At 69.7% G+C, this 17329-nt stretch carries 21 protein-coding genes; 9 read left to right on the forward strand and 12 right to left on the reverse strand.

Annotated elements, in window-relative coordinates; translation table 11 throughout:
• Positions 1-8: 8 nt before the first annotated feature.
• Both KUA19_RS40140 and KUA19_RS40145 read left to right on the forward strand, forming a co-directional pair.
• Positions 9-680 (forward strand): response regulator transcription factor, encoded by a 672-nt coding sequence (locus tag KUA19_RS40140; protein WP_217404927.1) that lies wholly within the window; start codon positions 9-11, stop codon positions 678-680.
• A complete protein-coding gene (locus KUA19_RS40145; RefSeq protein WP_217404929.1) occupies positions 677-2011 on the forward strand; it encodes a sensor histidine kinase in 1335 nt (444 codons plus the stop codon). The genes KUA19_RS40140 and KUA19_RS40145 overlap by 4 nt, the downstream gene beginning before the upstream one ends.
• Before the next feature lie 90 nt (positions 2012-2101).
• On the opposite strand, the gene KUA19_RS40150 is transcribed toward KUA19_RS40145, so the two are convergent.
• Positions 2102-2647 carry a methyltransferase family protein gene (locus KUA19_RS40150; RefSeq protein WP_217404931.1) on the reverse strand — a complete coding sequence of 182 codons (546 nt, stop codon included), beginning with the start codon at positions 2645-2647 and terminating at the stop codon, positions 2102-2104.
• Between the two features lie 160 nt (positions 2648-2807).
• Positions 2808-3215, reverse strand: coding sequence for a hypothetical protein (locus KUA19_RS40155; protein ID WP_217404933.1), 408 nt, complete (start codon positions 3213-3215; stop codon positions 2808-2810).
• A 276-nt stretch (positions 3216-3491) separates the two neighbouring features.
• Between KUA19_RS40155 and KUA19_RS40160 the strand changes: the two genes are divergently transcribed.
• Complete coding sequence (locus KUA19_RS40160) at positions 3492-4214, forward strand: GAF and ANTAR domain-containing protein (RefSeq protein WP_308167923.1); 723 nt, start codon at positions 3492-3494, stop codon at positions 4212-4214.
• A gap of 37 nt (positions 4215-4251) precedes the next feature.
• Positions 4252-5004: a GAF and ANTAR domain-containing protein gene (locus KUA19_RS40165; protein WP_217404937.1), complete on the forward strand. Its 753-nt coding sequence runs from the start codon at positions 4252-4254 to the stop codon at positions 5002-5004.
• A gap of 77 nt (positions 5005-5081) precedes the next feature.
• Here the strand turns inward: KUA19_RS40165 and KUA19_RS40170 are convergent, their stop codons facing one another.
• The 6 genes from KUA19_RS40170 to KUA19_RS40195 all read right to left on the reverse strand — a co-directional run bounded on the left by KUA19_RS40170 (position 5082) and on the right by KUA19_RS40195 (position 9764).
• Entirely contained in the window at positions 5082-5744 is a 663-nt protein-coding gene (locus KUA19_RS40170; RefSeq protein WP_217404939.1) for a GAF and ANTAR domain-containing protein, read from the reverse strand.
• Positions 5745-5791: 47 nt separating this feature from the next.
• Positions 5792-6592 carry an ANTAR domain-containing protein gene (locus KUA19_RS40175; RefSeq protein ID WP_217404941.1) on the reverse strand — a complete coding sequence of 267 codons (801 nt, stop codon included), beginning with the start codon at positions 6590-6592 and terminating at the stop codon, positions 5792-5794.
• Positions 6589-7170, reverse strand: coding sequence for a DUF5994 family protein (locus KUA19_RS40180; RefSeq protein ID WP_217404943.1), 582 nt, complete (start codon positions 7168-7170; stop codon positions 6589-6591). Before KUA19_RS40180 ends, KUA19_RS40175 begins: the two co-directional genes overlap by 4 nt.
• Before the next feature lie 167 nt (positions 7171-7337).
• Positions 7338-7841: a DUF5994 family protein gene (locus KUA19_RS40185; RefSeq protein ID WP_217404944.1), complete on the reverse strand. Its 504-nt coding sequence runs from the start codon at positions 7839-7841 to the stop codon at positions 7338-7340.
• Positions 7838-8536, reverse strand: a complete 699-nt coding sequence (locus KUA19_RS40190) for a nuclear transport factor 2 family protein (protein WP_217404946.1) — start codon at positions 8534-8536, stop codon at positions 7838-7840. The genes KUA19_RS40185 and KUA19_RS40190 overlap by 4 nt, the downstream gene beginning before the upstream one ends.
• A 241-nt stretch (positions 8537-8777) precedes the next feature.
• Positions 8778-9764 (reverse strand): NADP-dependent oxidoreductase, encoded by a 987-nt coding sequence (locus tag KUA19_RS40195; protein ID WP_217404948.1) that lies wholly within the window; start codon positions 9762-9764, stop codon positions 8778-8780.
• A gap of 96 nt (positions 9765-9860) precedes the next feature.
• On the opposite strand from KUA19_RS40195, the gene KUA19_RS40200 reads away from it, so the two are divergent.
• Positions 9861-10766, forward strand: a complete 906-nt coding sequence (locus tag KUA19_RS40200) for a LysR family transcriptional regulator (protein ID WP_217404950.1) — start codon at positions 9861-9863, stop codon at positions 10764-10766.
• Positions 10767-10816: 50 nt separating this feature from the next.
• Here KUA19_RS40200 and KUA19_RS40205 read toward each other — a convergent pair whose 3' ends face one another.
• Positions 10817-12451 (reverse strand): alpha,alpha-trehalose-phosphate synthase (UDP-forming), encoded by a 1635-nt coding sequence (locus tag KUA19_RS40205; protein ID WP_217404952.1) that lies wholly within the window; start codon positions 12449-12451, stop codon positions 10817-10819.
• 282 nt (positions 12452-12733) lie between these two features.
• Between KUA19_RS40205 and KUA19_RS43620 the strand changes: the two genes are divergently transcribed.
• The 4 genes from KUA19_RS43620 to KUA19_RS40225 all read left to right on the forward strand — a co-directional run bounded on the left by KUA19_RS43620 (position 12734) and on the right by KUA19_RS40225 (position 15738).
• The gene (locus KUA19_RS43620) at positions 12734-12874 is read left to right on the forward strand and encodes a hypothetical protein (protein ID WP_254550866.1); all 141 of its coding nucleotides are present in this window, start codon (positions 12734-12736) and stop codon (positions 12872-12874) included.
• Positions 12875-13041: 167 nt separating this feature from the next.
• A complete protein-coding gene (locus KUA19_RS40215; RefSeq protein ID WP_217404954.1) occupies positions 13042-14127 on the forward strand; it encodes a family 43 glycosylhydrolase in 1086 nt (361 codons plus the stop codon).
• Between the two features lie 56 nt (positions 14128-14183).
• Positions 14184-15056 (forward strand): endonuclease/exonuclease/phosphatase family protein, encoded by an 873-nt coding sequence (locus tag KUA19_RS40220; RefSeq protein ID WP_217404956.1) that lies wholly within the window; start codon positions 14184-14186, stop codon positions 15054-15056.
• A 334-nt stretch (positions 15057-15390) separates the two neighbouring features.
• Positions 15391-15738, forward strand: coding sequence for a nuclear transport factor 2 family protein (locus KUA19_RS40225; RefSeq protein ID WP_217404958.1), 348 nt, complete (start codon positions 15391-15393; stop codon positions 15736-15738).
• Positions 15739-15756: 18 nt separating this feature from the next.
• Here KUA19_RS40225 and KUA19_RS40230 read toward each other — a convergent pair whose 3' ends face one another.
• The 3 genes from KUA19_RS40230 to KUA19_RS40240 form a co-directional block, all read right to left on the reverse strand.
• Positions 15757-15993, reverse strand: coding sequence for a hypothetical protein (locus tag KUA19_RS40230; RefSeq protein ID WP_217404960.1), 237 nt, complete (start codon positions 15991-15993; stop codon positions 15757-15759).
• 130 nt (positions 15994-16123) lie between these two features.
• Positions 16124-16708, reverse strand: coding sequence for a hypothetical protein (locus tag KUA19_RS40235; RefSeq protein ID WP_217404962.1), 585 nt, complete (start codon positions 16706-16708; stop codon positions 16124-16126).
• 43 nt (positions 16709-16751) lie between these two features.
• Positions 16752-17054 (reverse strand): ATP-binding protein, encoded by a 303-nt coding sequence (locus tag KUA19_RS40240; protein ID WP_302563825.1) that lies wholly within the window; start codon positions 17052-17054, stop codon positions 16752-16754.
• Positions 17055-17329: the final 275 nt, after the last annotated feature.

The raw sequence follows: 17329 nt of genomic DNA on the forward strand, positions 1-17329 counted from the left end.
GGGCGACCATGCGGATACTCGTGGTGGACGACGACCCGGCCGTACGCCGATCCCTGGAGCATGCGCTGCGCCGGGACGGCTACGACGTGTCGTCGGCCGCCGACGGATTGTCCGCGCTGGCCGAGCACAGCACCTTCCGCCCGGACGCGGTGGTCCTCGACATCCTCATGCCCGAACCCAACGGGCTCGAGGTATGCCGCACCCTGCGTTCGGGCGGCCACGACACCGCGATCCTGATGCTCACGGCCCGGGACCTGGTCACCGACCGCGTCGCCGGACTCGACGCAGGCGCCGACGACTACCTGGCCAAACCCTTCGCCCTTGAAGAGCTGCGGGCCCGGCTCAGAGCGCTGCTGCGGCGAAGCGGCGCCAAGACCGAGGTCCTCCGCTTCGCCGACGTCGAGCTGGACCTCAACGGCTACCGGGCGCAACGCGGCGGCCGGCGCCTGGACCTGACCAAGACGGAACTGTCGCTGCTGGAGCTGTTCCTGCGCCACCCACGCCGAGTGCTCAGCCGGACCCAGATCTTCGAATCCGTCTGGGGCTACGACTTCGGCCCCGAGTCGACAGCCCTGTGGGTCTACATCAGCTACCTGCGCGGCAAGCTCGAGGCCGACGGCGGCGACCGGCTGATCCACACCATCCGCGGCCTCGGCTACGTCCTACGCGAGGAGCCGTGAAGCTGCGCGACCGGCTGGCCATCGCCGGCGGAGCGGTTGCCGCCGGTGCCGTGGTGCTCGTGGCCGTGGTGCTGTATCCGGCGGTGGAGGCCAACCTCCGCCGCCACATCGACGACTCGCTCATCGTGGCCGCCGGACAGGCACCGGATGTCGCCAAGGCCATCAAAGCCAAATATCAGGACTCGTCCGCCGAGCCGGACTTTCCCGCAGTTCCGCTCGGCATCGGCAGCACCCAGCTGCAGATCATCCCGGGCCCGGTGCAGGTGGGCCCATCGACCCAGTTCGTCGAGCTCACCGCCCGCGACGTGGCTGTCGCCGACGGGACAGCCGCCGCCTACTTCCGGGACGCGGTCTACAACGGCGTCACCTACCGCGTCTACACTGCCCCGTTTCCTGGCTCGCAGCGGGCACTTGTGCGCACTGCCATACCGGAATCCGATCCCGCGCCGACCCTGCGCGACCTGCTCTGGCTGCTCGCCGGTTCGACCGTCGCCGCGGGACTGCTGGCGGCGCTGGCCGCACGCCTGGCGGCCCGGCGCGTGCTGCGGCCGGTGCACCAGCTCACCGAGACCGTCGAACTCATCCGCGCGACCGGCGACCTGGCCATCGCGATCCCCGCCGACAGTCGCGACGAGATCGGCCGGCTCGGGTCGGCGTTCGCGGCGATGACAGCGGCCCTGGACGAGTCGGTCGGTGCGCAGCGCCGCCTGGTCGCCGACGCCTCCCACGAACTGCGCACCCCGCTGACCAGCCTGACGGTGAACCTCGAACTGCTGGCCGAGAACCTCGCCGACCCGCAGGCCCCGGTCCTGGCCGCCGAAGCCCTCGACCAGGCCATCGAACTCAAGGCGCTGGTCAACGACCTGGTCGACCTGGCCCGCTACGGTCAGGCGCCGTTCCACACCGAGGACGTCCGTCTCGATCTGGTCGCGCAGCGCGTCGCGGCCCGCGCCGCCCGGCGCGCCCCGCAGCTGCACTTCGACCTGGCCTGCGTGCCCACCCTGGTCCACGGCGACCCCGACGCGTTGGAACGTGCCGTGGCCAACCTCGTCGACAACGCGGTGAAATGGAGTCCGCCCAGCGGTCGGATCCGCGTCGAAGTCCAGGCGGGCATCCTCGACGTGGCCGACAGCGGCCCCGGCATCCCCGACGACGACCTGGAATTCGTGTTCGACCGCTTCTACCGCTCCCCCACGGCCCGCGCCCACCCCGGCTCCGGATTGGGCCTGGCCATCGTCCGGCAGGTCGCCGAGGCTCATGGCGGCACCGCCCAGGCGTTGCCCTGCCGAAGCGGTGCCCTGCTGAGGCTCGTGCTGCCGGTGTGCGGCTAGAGACTCCCCCGGCCGGTTCGACAGCTCCACGGCGTGACCGGCGCCGATCGTACGGCCCGCGCGGAACGCTCCGGTGGCCGCCGTCACCCTCTACCAGAGTCCCGGCACGAGCCGATACGACACCCTCTGATAGCTGCGGTACTGCTCACCCAACACCCGGGTCATCTCGGACTCCTCGACCGCGATCCGCGGCAGCAGCCCCGCCAGCGGGACGACAACACATACCGCCAGCGACAGCCAGTTCCCCACGCCGAGGCCGAACCCCACCGTGACCAGCAGCAGGCCCGTATACGAGGGATGCCGCACCCATCGGTAGGGGCCGTCGGTCACCACGACCTGATCGGCGTCGACTTCGATGAACGTGCGGAAGGACCGCCCGAGCGTCACCACCGCCCAGCTGCGCACGGCCAGCCCCGCCCAGATCACGACGGCTCCCGCGGCGGCGAAGACGTCCCGAGCCGGGGTGTCCAGACCGGGTACCCAGTTGCGCATCAGCCAGCCGAGCAGGAATGCGCCGCCGAGGGCCAGTTGGACGAGCACGCGCGTGCCGCGGTCGCGACGCCGGCGACCCTGCCCGCGCGCGAGATCGCGCACCACCAGCACGACTTCCAACGCGCACCAGCAGTAGATCGCCATCGGCAACAGGGTGGGCAACGCGGGCACACTCCGCACCCTAATGGGATTCTCGCGTCATCGTCTGCCGTCCGGCGCGGCGGCTCACATCGTCGTCGGCCCGCCGCCATGTTCGGATGCGCGCCGCAACGATCAGCAGTTCAAGACTCCTGCAAGGTTTCGATCATGCCCCTCGGCAGAGGCTGTGACCACATCGGCCGGTGCCCGGCTCGGCCGACAGCATGAGCGATTCCGCCGACAGGTCGCCCGTGCCGTCGACGGGGTCGTCGTGGATCATCGCCACCTCAGCCAGGAAAGCATGGTCTATGACCGCCCGGACCAGACCATGGGCGCCGTGTACGTGCAGCGCACCGGGCTCGGCCCGCCGGGCCAGGGCGAACAGATAATGAATGAGGGCGGAGCCGCCGAACGTTATCCCGGCCAGGTCGACGTGCACTGTCGTTGCGCATCTGGTGAGGGACAGGCACCGGCGCGATATCGCGACGTCGCACGGCTCGAGCAGATCGACGTCCCCTGTGATCCACATCCGGATGACCCGGGGGTCGGGCCTGACCGACATGGTGATGTTCATCCGACAGTAAGAACTGTTCATTGTTACCCCCACGCATCCAGGCATCTGCCGGGGTCTGGGGCAGAGGTAAAAGCGAACGTCATTCAGCCTACTCCCATGGGCTGTCGACGGCGGGCCGCTCACACAACGGATGACCCCCGCACCGGGCGGCACGAGACACCATTCGACCCGACAAACGCGCTGGAATATACTCAAGTGAGGAAAATGCCGCACTGAACGGTACGTGGGTCGGGCGAGGCACTGACTGCCGCCGGGTGCCGCAGATGGTGGGTGACAGTGGATGACCGGTACGCCCATGTGGAAAGGCTCATTTCGCGCGAGCCCGCATCGGGTGGCGACGACGGCGGCGGCATCGCCGGGTTGCGGCGCTTGTGCAGTGCCGCTGTACGCGCGCTGTCGGCTCGCGGCGCGGGGGTGACGATCATGGCCGGGAATGGAATGCGCGGAATGACCGCGGCGTCCGATTCGGCGACCGAACGGCTCGAGGAGCTACAGGTCACTCTGGGCGAAGGCCCCTGCCGGGAGGCGTTCGAGTGCAGGCGGCCGGTCCTGGTCTCCGACCTGGCCGACGGTGCGATGGCGCGATGGCCCGTCTACACGCCGGAAGCTCAGGCCGGCGGCGTGCGGGCGGTGTTCTCGTTTCCACTGCAGGTCGGAGCCGCGCGCCTGGGTGTGATGGACGTCTTCCGCGGCCGGGTGGGCATGCTCTCGCCGCAGGAACTGGCGCTGGCCCTGGCCTTCGCGGAGGTGGCCGTGGCCACGTTGCTGCGTCGGGACGGCAGCGAGCCGTATCCAGCCGAGGACTGGCTGGACCGGTCGCTGGGTTCGCGGGCCGAACTGTTCCAGGCGCAGGGCATGGTCTCCATTCAATTGGGTGTGGGCCTGGCGGAGGCGATGGTACGGATTCGCGCCTACGCTTACGCCCACGATCGTCGCCTGCCCGATGTCGCCGCGGACATCGTGGCTCGACGCCTCAGGATCGACGGACCCCAACCATGACCGGTCAGTCCATGCATACGAAGGGATGGAGGCGTCCGTGACTTCCGTGTTCGCGCCGCGGCTTGCCCAGGTGTTCGTCGAGATCGCCGACACCCTGGTGGACGAGTTCGACGTGATCGACTTCCTGCAGATGCTGGCCGAGCACACCGCCGACCTGCTGGGCGGATCTCCGGTGGGGCTGCTGCTGGCAGACCAGCAGGGGCGGCTGGAGTTCGTGGCCGCGTCGAACGAGAACGTCAAGATCCTTGAGCTCTTCCAGGTGCAGAACCACGAAGGGCCGTGTCTGGACGCTTTTCGTACCGGCGAGCCGGTGATCAACGCCGATCTGCAAGGCGCGGCCGATCGCTGGCCGCTGTTCTCCCCCAGGGCCGTACAGGCAGGTTTCCGTTCCGTCCACGCGTTCCCGCTACGGCTGCGCGCGGACCGGATCGGCGCCATGAACGTGTTCGGCACTGATGTCGGTGCCCGGCTGGCCGAGACCGACGCGCAGATCGTGCAGGCCCTGGCCGACGTGGCCGCGATCGGGCTGCTCCAGGCACGGGCGGCCAGCAGGGGCGAACAGCTCACCGAGCAGCTGCAGGGAGCGCTGAACAGCCGCATCGTCATCGAGCAGGCCAAGGGGGCGGTCGCCCAGCTGCGTGGGGTGAGCGTGGACGACGCGTTCGCGCTGATCCGCGCGTACAGCCGAAGCCGCAACCTTCGCCTGGGTGACGTCTCGCGCGCCGTCATCGAGGATCCTGCCAGCGTTCCGGCTCTCAGCGAGCCACGGCAACCCGACCCGACCGTCTGACCAGCCCTCCCGCCCGCAGCCCTGGTGCGGCTCTGATGGCCGCCTCCCGCAGCCCGCTCGGCGGGCTCGACTCGTGGTCAGAAGACCAGCTCCGATCCGTCAACGATGGCACGGGCGAGATCTGACAGTCGGCGGCTGTCTCTGCTCGCGGTGTCGTGCAGCAGCGCGAAAGAGCGATCCATGTTGAGGTGGAGACGTTCGGCGAGGACACCTTTGGCCTGTTCCACGATGATCCGGTTGTTGATCGTCGTCTGCAACCGCTCGACGACTCTTTCGCGGGAACGGGTCGCGCCCAGCTGCAGCAGCCCGATCGTGGCCATGTCGGCGAGGGCCTGGCCCAGTCGCAAGGTGGCGGCGTCCCGGACCACCGGCTCGGTGCCGTACACCGTGAGCACACCGATGAGTTCGGCGCGCAAGCGCATGGGGACGGCGAGGGCCGAGACGAAACCCCTGCCGCGGGCTTGCGCGACGAAGTCCGTCCACCGGTCGACGCAGGCAGCCAGGTCGGCCACGGCGATCGGTCGGCCGGTGCGAAAGCACTCGAGTGACGGACCGTCGTCGGGATGTCGTTGCAGCAGCTGCAGAGCTTGTTCGGACGAGGCGGCCGCCACGCGTAGGGCGCCGCGATGGTCGCTCAGCAGCACCCCCGCGGCTGCGCCGCCCAGCACATCGACGCAGGTGACGGTGACCAGCTGGAGGAAGTCCATCGGGTCGACATCGCCGACGAGGGCGTCGGCCAACTCGGCGAACGACTCCGCGGTTGCCGTGTCCACGACTCCCGCCGTACTCACGGTAGTCCCCGGCCTTGGGTCACGAGCTCGGCGCTTGCGAGCCGGTGGGTGTCCTCGGCGATGGCCCTGGTCCGACGGGCTGTGTCGCCTCCCGGGACGCGACCGTCCGCGATGACGTCGTAGGCGACGTCCCCGAGCCGCCGGCCATGGGCGAAGGCCGCGGCCCGCAGCCGCGCGAGGGCCGAACCGGCGGTGATGCCCAGTCGTGCGGCGAGCATGCCCGTGGCCTGGTGGACCTCGGCATGGCAGGCGCTCGACTCGTCGCGTTGCCAGGCAAGCTCGGCCGTGTCGGCGGGCGCACCCGCCGCCCCGTCGAGCAGCAGCAGTGCGGCGCTTTCGGCGAACGCCAGCGCGTCGGCGAGTTCGTACGGGCTCATCAGTCCCGGCCCGGCGCGGTGCAGGTCGACGACGCCCAACCGGATGGCGCCAACCTGCATGGGCAGGGCGAACACCGCCCGGACGCCACGGGTGAGCGCGGACCGGGCGAAATCCGGCCAGCGGATCTGCTCGGCCGGTGCGGCGAGATCGACGGCGAACACCGGTCCGCCGGTGGCGTAGGCGTCGACGCCGGGACCGTGCCCGAAGGCCGACTGCCACTGCTCGAGTTCGAGGGCGATCGGGTCGGTGGCGTGCACGGTCTCGCGCACCGTCGATGTACCTGCCACCAGGGTCACCGCGGCCCCGTCCACGCCGACCCCGGCCGCTGCCGCGGTGCAGATGTCCGCCACCGTCACGCTGGCACCCTGGGTGTGCTTGCCTACCTGCGCCCAGACGCGCATGACCCGCTCGTCGATCATGAGATGACCGCGGCGATGGTAGCGGCGGGTGGGCCGGACGCCTCAGGCACGCGCGGGCCGCCGAAGGCACGGCCGCCCTCGTTGTCCCAGACTCCCGCCGATTCCGGGCCGGCACCCGCCGGTACGGAATCGGACAGCGCCGCGAGAATGCCGGCAGCCGACGTGAACACGTCCGGGTCGGCCGCCGCCGCCATGGCCCGCCCGGCATCCGCGGCCGACGTCGCCGGTGGAACCACGAGCAGGTCCAGTTGGTCACCCTTGGCGGTGATCGCGATCGCCAGTGCCGGGTCCTGGGATGCGAACCACCCCATTCGGATCACCCGGGTGTCCGCCGGGAGGCGCCGCGGGTGCTCTGCCCACGTGGCGTTGTTGAGCATGACATCGCGGATCGGGCCATACCGCTGGGTCAGTGCCGCGACGAGAGCGGGCACCTCGGTGGCCGGATCCCGAGAGTGTGGCCACCAGCCTCCGTCGAGAACCGCGCGGTCGGCGTGGTGCGGTGCCAGCGCGAGCCGCACGGCCGGGGCCTGCGGCTGGAGGGTGGGCAGTGTGCTGGAGATGTCGGCGGTGGTCTGCATGGTCAACCGTCCTCTGCTGCTGTGCGAGCAAGATTGCACGGTCAGCGGGCGGCGTCTGCTCTGGCAGTTCGAGATGCCGGGTTTACGCTCGGCAAGACCTCAGGCGGCGGGTGCGCTGTCCGACACAGCCACCAGGGTCCAGAGCGGCACCTTTCAGCCTACTCCCTTCAGGGAGCTCCGGCCCCATCGTGATCTCTGGCTGATCGGGCCTCGCGGGTATCGGCGGCACGCGCGTAGCTGAGGGGCGCGGCCACGCGGTTGCCCGTCTGCGCCGCCCGCAGCAGAGACCTGGCGGCGACGTCGCGTGGCGTGCACGGTGCCACCACCAGCAGATCGACTCGCCGTCCACCCGCGCACCGGGCGGTGAGCAGACTGGCCGGCTGGCTGGCCGAGTACGCGACTTCTATCCGGCGGCCACCGACGTGGATGTGCTCCGGGTGCGGGTTCCAGCCGCCGGCGCCGAGCACGAACCGCACGACCGGACCCCGGATCGGGTCGATCGCCAGCACCAGGCCGGGCAATGCCTCGGCCGGATCCGTCGAGTGGGGCCACCACCCACCGTCCAGCATCCCTGCCGTGGTGTGGGTCGGTTCGATACGCAGCCGCTCGTCGCGCTGCGCTGAGGCGGGGATCAGGCCCATGAGGTCCGGAGGGCCGACGCGCGCGATCATGGCGCGTCCTGGGCCGCCGGTGCGGGCGCCGGCGCCGCAACGCGCTCGGGCAGCCGCGGCGGCATCACGGTGACGGTGTTCCAACGCTCGACGATCATTCCGCGATCGACCCGGAACAGGTCGTAGAACACCCGTGGCGCGTCGCGCTCGGTGCCCGCGGTCACCGTGAGCACGAACTCTCCATCGGCGACGGTGACCAGGCGGCGGCCGTACACGGTCCGGTTGGACCGCCAGTTGTCCGCCATGGCCTGCAGGCCGTTGTCGACCAGCGGGTCGTGCTGGATCAGGTGCGAGCTGAAGAAGTGCCGCAGCCGGTCGTGTTTGCCCCCGACAAGGATGGTGTCGACCAGGTATTCGACCAGCCTGCCACTGCGGGCGCTCTGCCCGGGTCTGGTGATCTCGGCGGGACCGTCGGTCTGGCTGTGCCCGCTGGCCGTGTCGCTGATCACCGGTTGGTGAGCCGACCAGCGGTCGGCGAGCGCACCGTCGGCGACCTGGAAGATGTCGAAGCCGGCGCGAGCCCCGTCGGTGCCGTGCACCACGACCAGATCACCGTCGACCAGCACGCGTATGGAGTCGGCGGCGAAATCCGGTCCGAGCTCGGCCAGCAGCCGACGGGCCCGCGCCTCCCGGACGCGATCTGTGACGTAGGCGGGGGCAACGGTTGGTTGTGCCCGAAGGCCGATGTGGGTCATGTCGCTCCTTGGTGTCTGCAGCCAGAACCGGCCGAGCCGTCTCTGGAGAACCAGGAGCGTGTGCTGGTGGCCCACAGTAAACCGCAGGGTGCGGATGCCGCGCCCGCCGTCGACTCAACGCTGCGAACTACTGCCCGCCGTGGTACCGACGATCACGGGGCTTTCCCTCCTAGCGTACACCCGTGCGAATCAATAGACGTCGAACTGTCTCGGCGCCCGAGCCGGCGGGCACCGCCCAGGATCAGACGCGGACCAGCATCTTTCCCACGTTCTCGCCGCCGAGCATGGCCACGAACGCGTCCACGGTGCGCTCGATGCCATCGACGACCGTCTGGTCGGAGACGATCCGCCCGGCCTGGAGCTCGGGCACCAGCAGCTCCTCCAACTCGTCACGCAGGTCGAGGTGGTGCCGGACGAGAAAGCCCTCCAGCCGTAGCTGCTTGCCGACCACGTCGTACAGGTTGCGCGGCGCGGGCGGCGGGTTGCCCGGGTCGTCGTACTGCGCCACCGCACCGCACCAGGCGATCCGGCCCCGGTCGTTGAGCACGTCGATCGCCGCCTCCAGGTGCTCGCCACCCACATTGTCCAGATAGACATCGATCCCGTCCGGCGCGGCGGCGGCAAGACGACCGGCGATCGGCCCCTCGTGGTAGTCGAACGCGGCGTCGAACCCCACGTGCTCGACCAGGTACTGGGCCTTGGCCACCGAACCCGTGCTGCCGATCACCCGTCGCGCACCCAGCAGCCGCGCGATCCGCCCGGCCGCGGTCCCCACTCCCCCGGCCGCCGCCGAGATGAAGACCGTCTCGCCCGGCCTCAGGCCCGCCACCCGCTTCAGGCCCACGTAGGCGCTCAAGCCCGTACCGCCCAGAATTCCCAGGTACGCCGAGAGTGGCACCCGATCCGGCACAGCGAGAACGCGGATCTCCTCAAATGTCACGAGCGCGTGGGAACGCCACCCCTGCCGGTGGAGCACGACGTCGCCCGCCGACAGCAGCGGCGTACGCGAGCTGACGACGCGGCCGACGGCGCGCCCTTCGAGCGGCGAGTTCAGCTCGTTGTCGTCCATGAGCTCGCGCAGGTACGGGTCGACCGAGAGGTAGACGTTCTCGACGAGCGCCTGCCCCTCGGCGGGGACCGGGATCAGCTCTTGGACGAGGGCGAAGTCGGCGGCCTCGGGGCGGCCCTGCGGACGCCGTACCTGGTGCACGGTCAGCGAGATGGTCATGGCGTCGACGCTAGGTGCCGGGCGACCCGCCGGGCAGAGCCGCGGCCGCATGGCAGGCCCGACTTCCATGAACGACGCTCATGTACCTTCGAGATCATGTCGTCGCAAGCCGATCTCGCCCCACACGAACTGCGCATCCTGGTCGCCGTGGACCGCGAGGGCGGGTTCACCGCCGCCGCGACGAGTCTCGGCCTGACCCAGTCGGCCGTCTCCCACGCGATCCGCGCCTGCGAGCAGAAGGTCGGCGTCGTCCTGTTCGAGCGCGGGCGCCACGGCGCACGGCCCACCCCGGCGGGCGAACGTGCGGTCGTCCATGCCCGGCGGATCCTGCGGCTGCTGGAGACCCTGGGCGCGGAGGCCCGCGGGGCCACGACGGGCAGCGTCGACGGGCCTCTGCGCATCGCCGCGTTCCGCAGTGCCGCCGCGCACCTGCTGCCGGTCGCGCTCGACCGGCTGACCGCCCGGCATCCGGGTGTGCGCCCCGAGGTCTCGATCGTGCGCGAGATCGGCCGGGGCACTGCCGGTGAGGTGTCCGACGGCCGAGCCGACATCGGGATCGCGACCGTCGGGCCGGGCGATCCCGTTCCGGCCGGGCTTCTGTCCGGAAAGCTGTTCGAGGAGAGCTACGCGTTGGCGTACCCACGAGGTCACCGTGATCCGCGCGGCCTGCCGCTGATCGACTGGGACGAGAACTGCGGGTCCTACACCCGGCAGTGGTGGTCGGAGCAGGACTGGCTGCCCCGCGCCACCATCACCGCGCAGGACGACAGCGTCGTGTTGTCGATGGTGGCGCAGCGCCTGGGCATGGCGGTCGCGCCGCAGCTGAGCCTGCTGGGCGCGCCGCCCGGCGTCGCGGTGCAGGACCTGGGTCCAGGTGCCCCGTCGCGTGGCGTCGGGTACGTCACCACCGTGGCGATGGCCCGGTCGCTGGCGGTGCGCACGCTCATCCGCGAGCTGCGCTCGACCGCCCGCGCCCATGTCCTCAGGGAAATGCCGGCCTGATATCGCCGTGCCGCATGACGTGCACACCCACCACGACCGGCCGGCTGAGCCTATTGGTCGACAACGGCACGCCAAACGCCACGACCACGTGCGGCCGCGCCCGGCACACCGACCGCGGGCTGCTCATCGGCCGAACACAGTGGGACGAGCGCACCCGGCCGGGATATGACACCGCCCCGCACCGCGGGCCTCGGGTTCAGCGTCGCCCTGCCCCGCCAACGGTCGAAGGTTCGGGAGGCCGTGGTGGAGGTGCCGACGGCCCGGTCCAGCCGGTTCAGGAACCCGACGGCCCACGCGTGCACATCGTGGCGACGCAGCTGCGACCGCATCGGATCCATCCTGCGGCCCTGCTCGTCCGCGGTGGCGAACGCGGCGTCGGCGAACGCGTCCTTGAGTGCGTCGACGTCGTGCGGATTGACCAGCCACGCCTGCCGCAGCTCGGCCGCGGCGCCCGCGAACTCGCTGAGCACCAGCGCACCCGTGCCGTCGGTACGGGTGGCGACGTACTCCTTGGCGACCAGGTTCATGCCGTCTCGCAGCGGCGTCACCGCCATGACGTCGGCGGCCAGATACAACGCGGCCAGCTCCGCCCGGTCGAAGGACTGGTGCAGATAGTGCACCGGCAGCCGCCCGATGGCCGCGTGCTCGCCGTTCATCCGGCTGACCTCGCACTCCACCCGCTCACGCAGCGCCTGGTAGTGGTCGATCTCCGGCCGGGTCGGCACGGCCACCTGGACCATCGTCGTCGCCGCCGGGTCCAGCCGCCCCTCGGCCAGCAGCTCCCGGTATGCCCGCAGCCGGCACTCGATGCCCTTGGTGTAGTCCAGCCGGTCCACCGCCAGGATGATCGTCCGGGGCGAGCCCAGCTCCCGGCGGATCTCCGCGGCACGGGACTGGACCACGGGGTCGGACCCCAGCCGCTGCTGCTCGGCGACATCGATGGAGATCGGGAACGTATCGGCGGCGACGTCCCGGCCCTCGTAGCGGATGCCATGGTCGGTGAGCTCCGCTCCGAGCAGATCCGCGACGAGCGTACGGAAGTTGCGGACCCCCTGGGCGTGCTGGAACCCGACCAGATCGGCGCCGAGCAGCCCGCGCAGGATCTCCTGTCGCATCGGCAGCTGACAGAACAGCTCGACCGGCGGGAACGGGATGTGCAGGAAGAACCCGATACGCAGGTCCGGACGCAGCTCACGCAGCATTCCGGGCACCAACTGCAGGTGGTAGTCGTGCACCCAGACCAGCGCACCGGGCGCCGCCACCCGCGCTGCCGCCTCGGCGAAGCGCCGGTTGACCGTGCGGTAGTGGTCCTGCCAGGCCCGGTCGAACACCGGCCGCTCCACAGCGTCGTGGTACAGCGGCCAGATCGTCGCATTGGCCTGGCCCTCGTAGTAGCCCTCGACCTCGTCGCTGGTCAGCGCAACCGGATGCAGGTGAATATCGTCGTACGTGAAGGCCGCGGGCGCCGGGCCGGGCCGACCCTGCCAGCCGATCCAGACCCCGGCCCGCTCCTTCATGATCGGCTGCAGGGCCGTGACGAGCCCACCCGGACTGGGCTGCCAGCATGGTCGGCCGTCGGCGTCGACAGTGCGGTCGACGGGCAGCCGGTTGGCGAGCACGACCACGTCGTGCGAGCCGCCCGTGGACGGCCGGGGGGAGAGCCCGGGATGGGGTGCCAATGCCATGTGTCCTCCGCGGTGATGCCGACAGTCCTACAGCTCGCACTGAGCGCAGGCTGCTCATACCGCAGGCGACGGCGGCCGTAACCTCGCGGACCGGAGGACTTGATCACACCTGGCTTGGGGTGGTTTGCGTTGTCATCCTTTGAGTCAGGTTGTTAAACCTGATTGTGGGCAGATTCATGCGATCGAGTGTCCACGATCGCAACATGTCGATGGCACCCTTCTCGGGTGACTGGATTTCTGAGCCGCCGGCAACGGCAGGGTCTGTGGGCCGCGTTCTTGCTGATGGCAGCGTATGCGCCGTTCACGGCATGGCTGTCCGATGACGACACCTGGTTTCTGAGCATCGTCGTCGCGGGCCTGGTCGCCACGGTCCTGATCGCCGACGACCTCCAGCGCGGCTCTCGTCGCGTCGGGCGCGACTGACCGCCGACGCCGTCGCGTCGACGACGGCGACGGGTGACGCCGAAGCCGGCGCCGACCGCCGTTGGGGTAGTACCGCATCTCGTCGGAGCCCTGTTCCTCAGCCCGGTGTAGCGGGACTGTAGATCCCCTGAAGATCGACATGCTTGGATCTCGCCATGAAGACTGTCATGGCTTCAGTGGCGCTCGCCCTCCTCGCGGCGCTGGGCACGAGCCCGGCGACCGGCCAGGGCCTGGTCACGGTCCAGGACGCGGCGGACGAATCGCAGGACTTCCCGTTCCCCGGTGCGGACACGATCGCGCTGCACGACGGCTCCGGCCAGTACGTCACCTACGGGGCCAGCGCGCACGGCCGCAACGTGCCCCTCGCCGTCTCCGGGTCCGGCGACGAGGTCGGCACGTCGCCGGTCATCGCCGGTGACGCCCTGCCCGACGGCGGCGGCGCGTGGGTCGAGAGCGGCTCGGGCATCTGGACGCCGGGCGCCTGGTACCACGTCAAGAACGGCGTGGGTCGCTACTACCTGTTCTACACGGCGACCCGCCGCAACGACGACGGCCGCAAGTGCATCGGCGTGGCCCGCTCACAGCACCCGTTCGGCGGGTTCATCGCCGAGGACACCCCGATCGTGTGCCCGGACAAGGGCAACCGGTGGGCCCTCGACGCCGACGTCACCTCGGGTCCCGAGGGCGCGATCTGGATGACCTGGCGCGACGGCCAACGGGCCGAAGGACTGGAGTCGGCCCTGTCGGTCATGATGCTGACGTTCAACGACAACGGCACCGTGGACCGCAACAGCGACCCGGTGGTCATCCTCCGCAGCGACAACCTGGCCTGGGCCAAGTACCACGACACCAGCGGCGTGACCGTCATCGAGAACCCGAGCGCCCTCTACCACAACGGGTCCTGGTACCTGTTCTACTCGGGCAACAGCTGGTCGGAGAACTACTACGCCACCGGCGTCGCCTACTGCGGCACCAAGATCGACGACGGATTGTGCTCGCCGCTGCCCGGTCCGAACCGGGCCTGGTTCTCGTACTCGGGTCCGGCCGCCCATCTGCCCGACGACCTGCGCAAATACGGACTGCCCGGCAACAAGCGCGGCCCCGGGGCGATGGACGTCTACCGCGCCCGCGACGGACAACCCTGGGTGACGTGGAACTACCTGGCCGATCAGAGCAGCGGCCGCAAGAGCCGCACCGGTCGGCTCATCATCACCGGCTCCGGCGCCAACGCCGACTTCAAGGTCCAGCTCTGACCCCGCCCTCCGGCTGCCACCCGGCAGCGCGCGACAACACAGCTGAAGGAGAGTCAATGCAGCGCAGGAAACTCCGGCTCGCCCTGGCACTCGCGGGCGCGACGACGCTTCTGGCCACCATCGTTCCGGCGACACCGGCGGCCGCGGCCAATGCCACGTTCCAGGCCGGAACGCTCAACATCTACAACGGCCTGACCCAGGCCCAGTTCGTAAACGACCTTGAGTTGATCACCTCCAAGGCCGATCTTGTCGGCCTCAACGAGGTCAACGCCCGCAAGGACTTCCTGCAGACCTGGGCCGCCAACAACGGCTGGTGGTTCTACGCCCCCGGACCGTCCCAGGCCGAGAACGAGGCACTGCTGGCCAAGAAGAGCATGTTCGACGTGCTCGACAAGGGCTCGGACTTCATCTGCGACACCAACGGCCCCGGGGACGTGCCGCCGGCCCGCTACAACAACTGGGTCAAGTACCGGCACAAGGCCAGCGGGCGCGTCGTGTTCCACCTCAACTTCCACGCCAACGCCAGCATCGAGGACAACGGGCACCCAGTCGATATCCCGCGAACCCAGTGCGCCGAGCAGCAGTTCCAGGCGATCAAGGACCTGGCCGGCCGGAAGAAGGACGAGGGCCAGGTCATCGTCAGCGGCGACCTCAACGTCGACTTCAGCGCCGACCGCGCCGTCGGCTACGCCAAGTTCCCGTGGCAGGTGTTCGAGGCCAACCAGTTGCCGAACCTGCGCTCGATCTACAACCTGTACGGCGAGAAGGGCACCGGCACCCACGGCAACCGGCACATCGACTACATCTACTTCTGGAAGCGCGTCGAGGACTTCCAACTGATGTGGATGACCGACTACCGGATCATCACCGGCACCAACTCCGACCACAACGGCGTCGTGGCCGACTTCGCCATCGACATCATCACCTAGCTTCGACGGTGAGCCGGCCCGCACCCCGCCGGTCGGCTCACCGCCGCGAAACGTCCTCCCAGCTCATCCGGCGGTCACGGACGAGTCCACCGCCCGCAGCGCCGCACCGCCGCAGCGTCCGACCGGCCCGACCCCCCTTCGACGGCCGCCGGTACCTCCCGAGCCGCCATGGATGCCCTCATCGTCCCAGCTCAGAGCTGGCACGGCGATAAACTCAGCGATGGAACACCACAGTTTCGCCACGGCGAGAGGGCGTCTGGTCCTCGCACGGTTCAAGACACCTCCGCGGCATCATCGCGTTCCCACCGAGCGAGCGACGGAGGAGAGAAAGGTCATGGCGGATGATGAGGTCTCCCGCAACCTGAAAAGCATGGACGAACTCGACTTCAAGGCTTGGAACACCGCCGACTGGCACGGTCTGTTCGCCCACCTCCATACCGACGACGTCCTCGTCGAGGTCCACGGACAGCCACCGACCCATGGCATCGACGCACACATCGACGCCATGAAAGCCCTGGTCCAGGCCGGCGGCGGAACGCCCGCACAGGTGACTTCCCATCCGATCACGTTCGGATCGGGCGAGTGGACATGTGTCGTGGGCGAGTTCGCAGGCGGCGGCCGGATGGTGACCGTGGCGAAGTGGCGTGACGGCGCGATCGCCGAGGAGTACATCTGGATTTAGCGTGGACGGTCGAGCGGGTCAGCGGCGGCGGGGGCCGAAGAAGATCGCGTATCGCTTGCCGTCGACGACCTCGTACCGCACCTGATAGTCGGTGATCTGGCCGTTGTCGTCGCCGACCAGGGTGGCGATCAGCTGCGTGTCCATCGAGATCTCCATGCGCCCGAACTCCACGAACTGGCCTGCCCGCGCCGATGCCGGCACCAGCGTAGCCAACCCGGTCATCATCGTCGCCAACACCATCGAGCGAACCCGCACGTGTGGACTCCTCCCAGCGGCAGACCTGCGATGCCTGTGTCCCGAAAGGATAGCCACATTCCTCGGCGGCTTTCCGGGACCCGCTCGAACCGGCGGCAGCGGTCCGGTGTGCCGAAGCCGGCCGGTCGACTCAGTCGGCCCAGCGGACCGCGTCGAACACCACCCGGTCCGGTTCGACCATGGTGATCCGCAGCGCCACCGTCCGGTACTCGGACGTGCGCGCGGAGTCGATCGTCGGTTCGGTCGTCTCCACGCACAGCCAGCGGCCCACCTCGGCCCGTACCCACGGATCGGACTTGGCTCGCACCGCCTGGCGGCATTGCGCGGCGCCCGGCTCCGTCGCGTTCTGCCAGACCGCGACGGCGACATAGAGGTTGCGCTGGTGAAGTTCAGGCCCGTCACCGGAGTCGGTGTAGGTCAGGTCCGCGCCCTCGACTGTGTCGGTGTGCGCGAACGGCGGCGAGCTGTCCAGGTTCACCTGCCCACCGAGCGGTAGCGCGAACTGCCCGCGCCACTCCACGCCCGCGCCCGCAGGTGACGGCGACTGGCCGAGGTCGTCCGCACCCGCGGTCGGCGTGGCGGCGGACCCGGCCGCGGTCGGAGCCCGGGGCGCGTCCAGCTGCCACTGCAACACCGCCACCACCAGCGCCAACACGGCGCAGACGCCGCCGACGACCGTCCAGAAGGCAACCGACTGCGGGCCGAGAAATCGCATACCACTGATCTACCCGCCGTGGCGTGGCGGTTCAATCCGACCTTCAGCCCTCGGTGCCGGGGCGGTCGGTTCTGGCGAGGAACAGGTTGGCGGTCACCCCGGAGGGCGAACTGTCCAGGACGAGCTCCGGAAAGAGCTTCGAAACGATCCAGAGACCTCGGCCGCCGTACGCCAGCTGCTTCGGTGGCTTGGTGGGGATGCCGTGCGCCAGCCCCGGCCCCCAGTCGCGCACCTCGACCCGCACCCCACCCGGGACCGGCTCGATGGTCAGCAGGCCTCGACCGCCGCCGTGCCGGATGGCGTTGCTGGCCAGCTCACTCACCGTGACCGCGAGCTGTTCGGCCAGGTCGGTGCCGACTGCCGCCTATCGTGCCAGCGATCTGACTTCAGCCAGGTCGTCGATGGTGAATTCGAAGGTCGTCACGCCCGTCTCAGCCATTCGGTCCCCGCCCGCCCCCGCTTCGGGCGCTTCGGTCATGGCTGCCCACCGTTACCTAATGAGTTCTGGGAGTAGGCCATCCGGCAGACTCCTGGTGGGTAGGTAGCCACCGGCAGACGAGCACTCCCGTTTCCTGGACGTTGAGTCCTACTGAAAGATCGTGCCGCCGCCGGTCGGTGTGG

The sequence above is a fragment of the Catellatospora tritici genome, from assembly GCF_019083965.1.
Lineage (GTDB): Bacteria > Actinomycetota > Actinomycetes > Mycobacteriales > Micromonosporaceae > Catellatospora > Catellatospora tritici.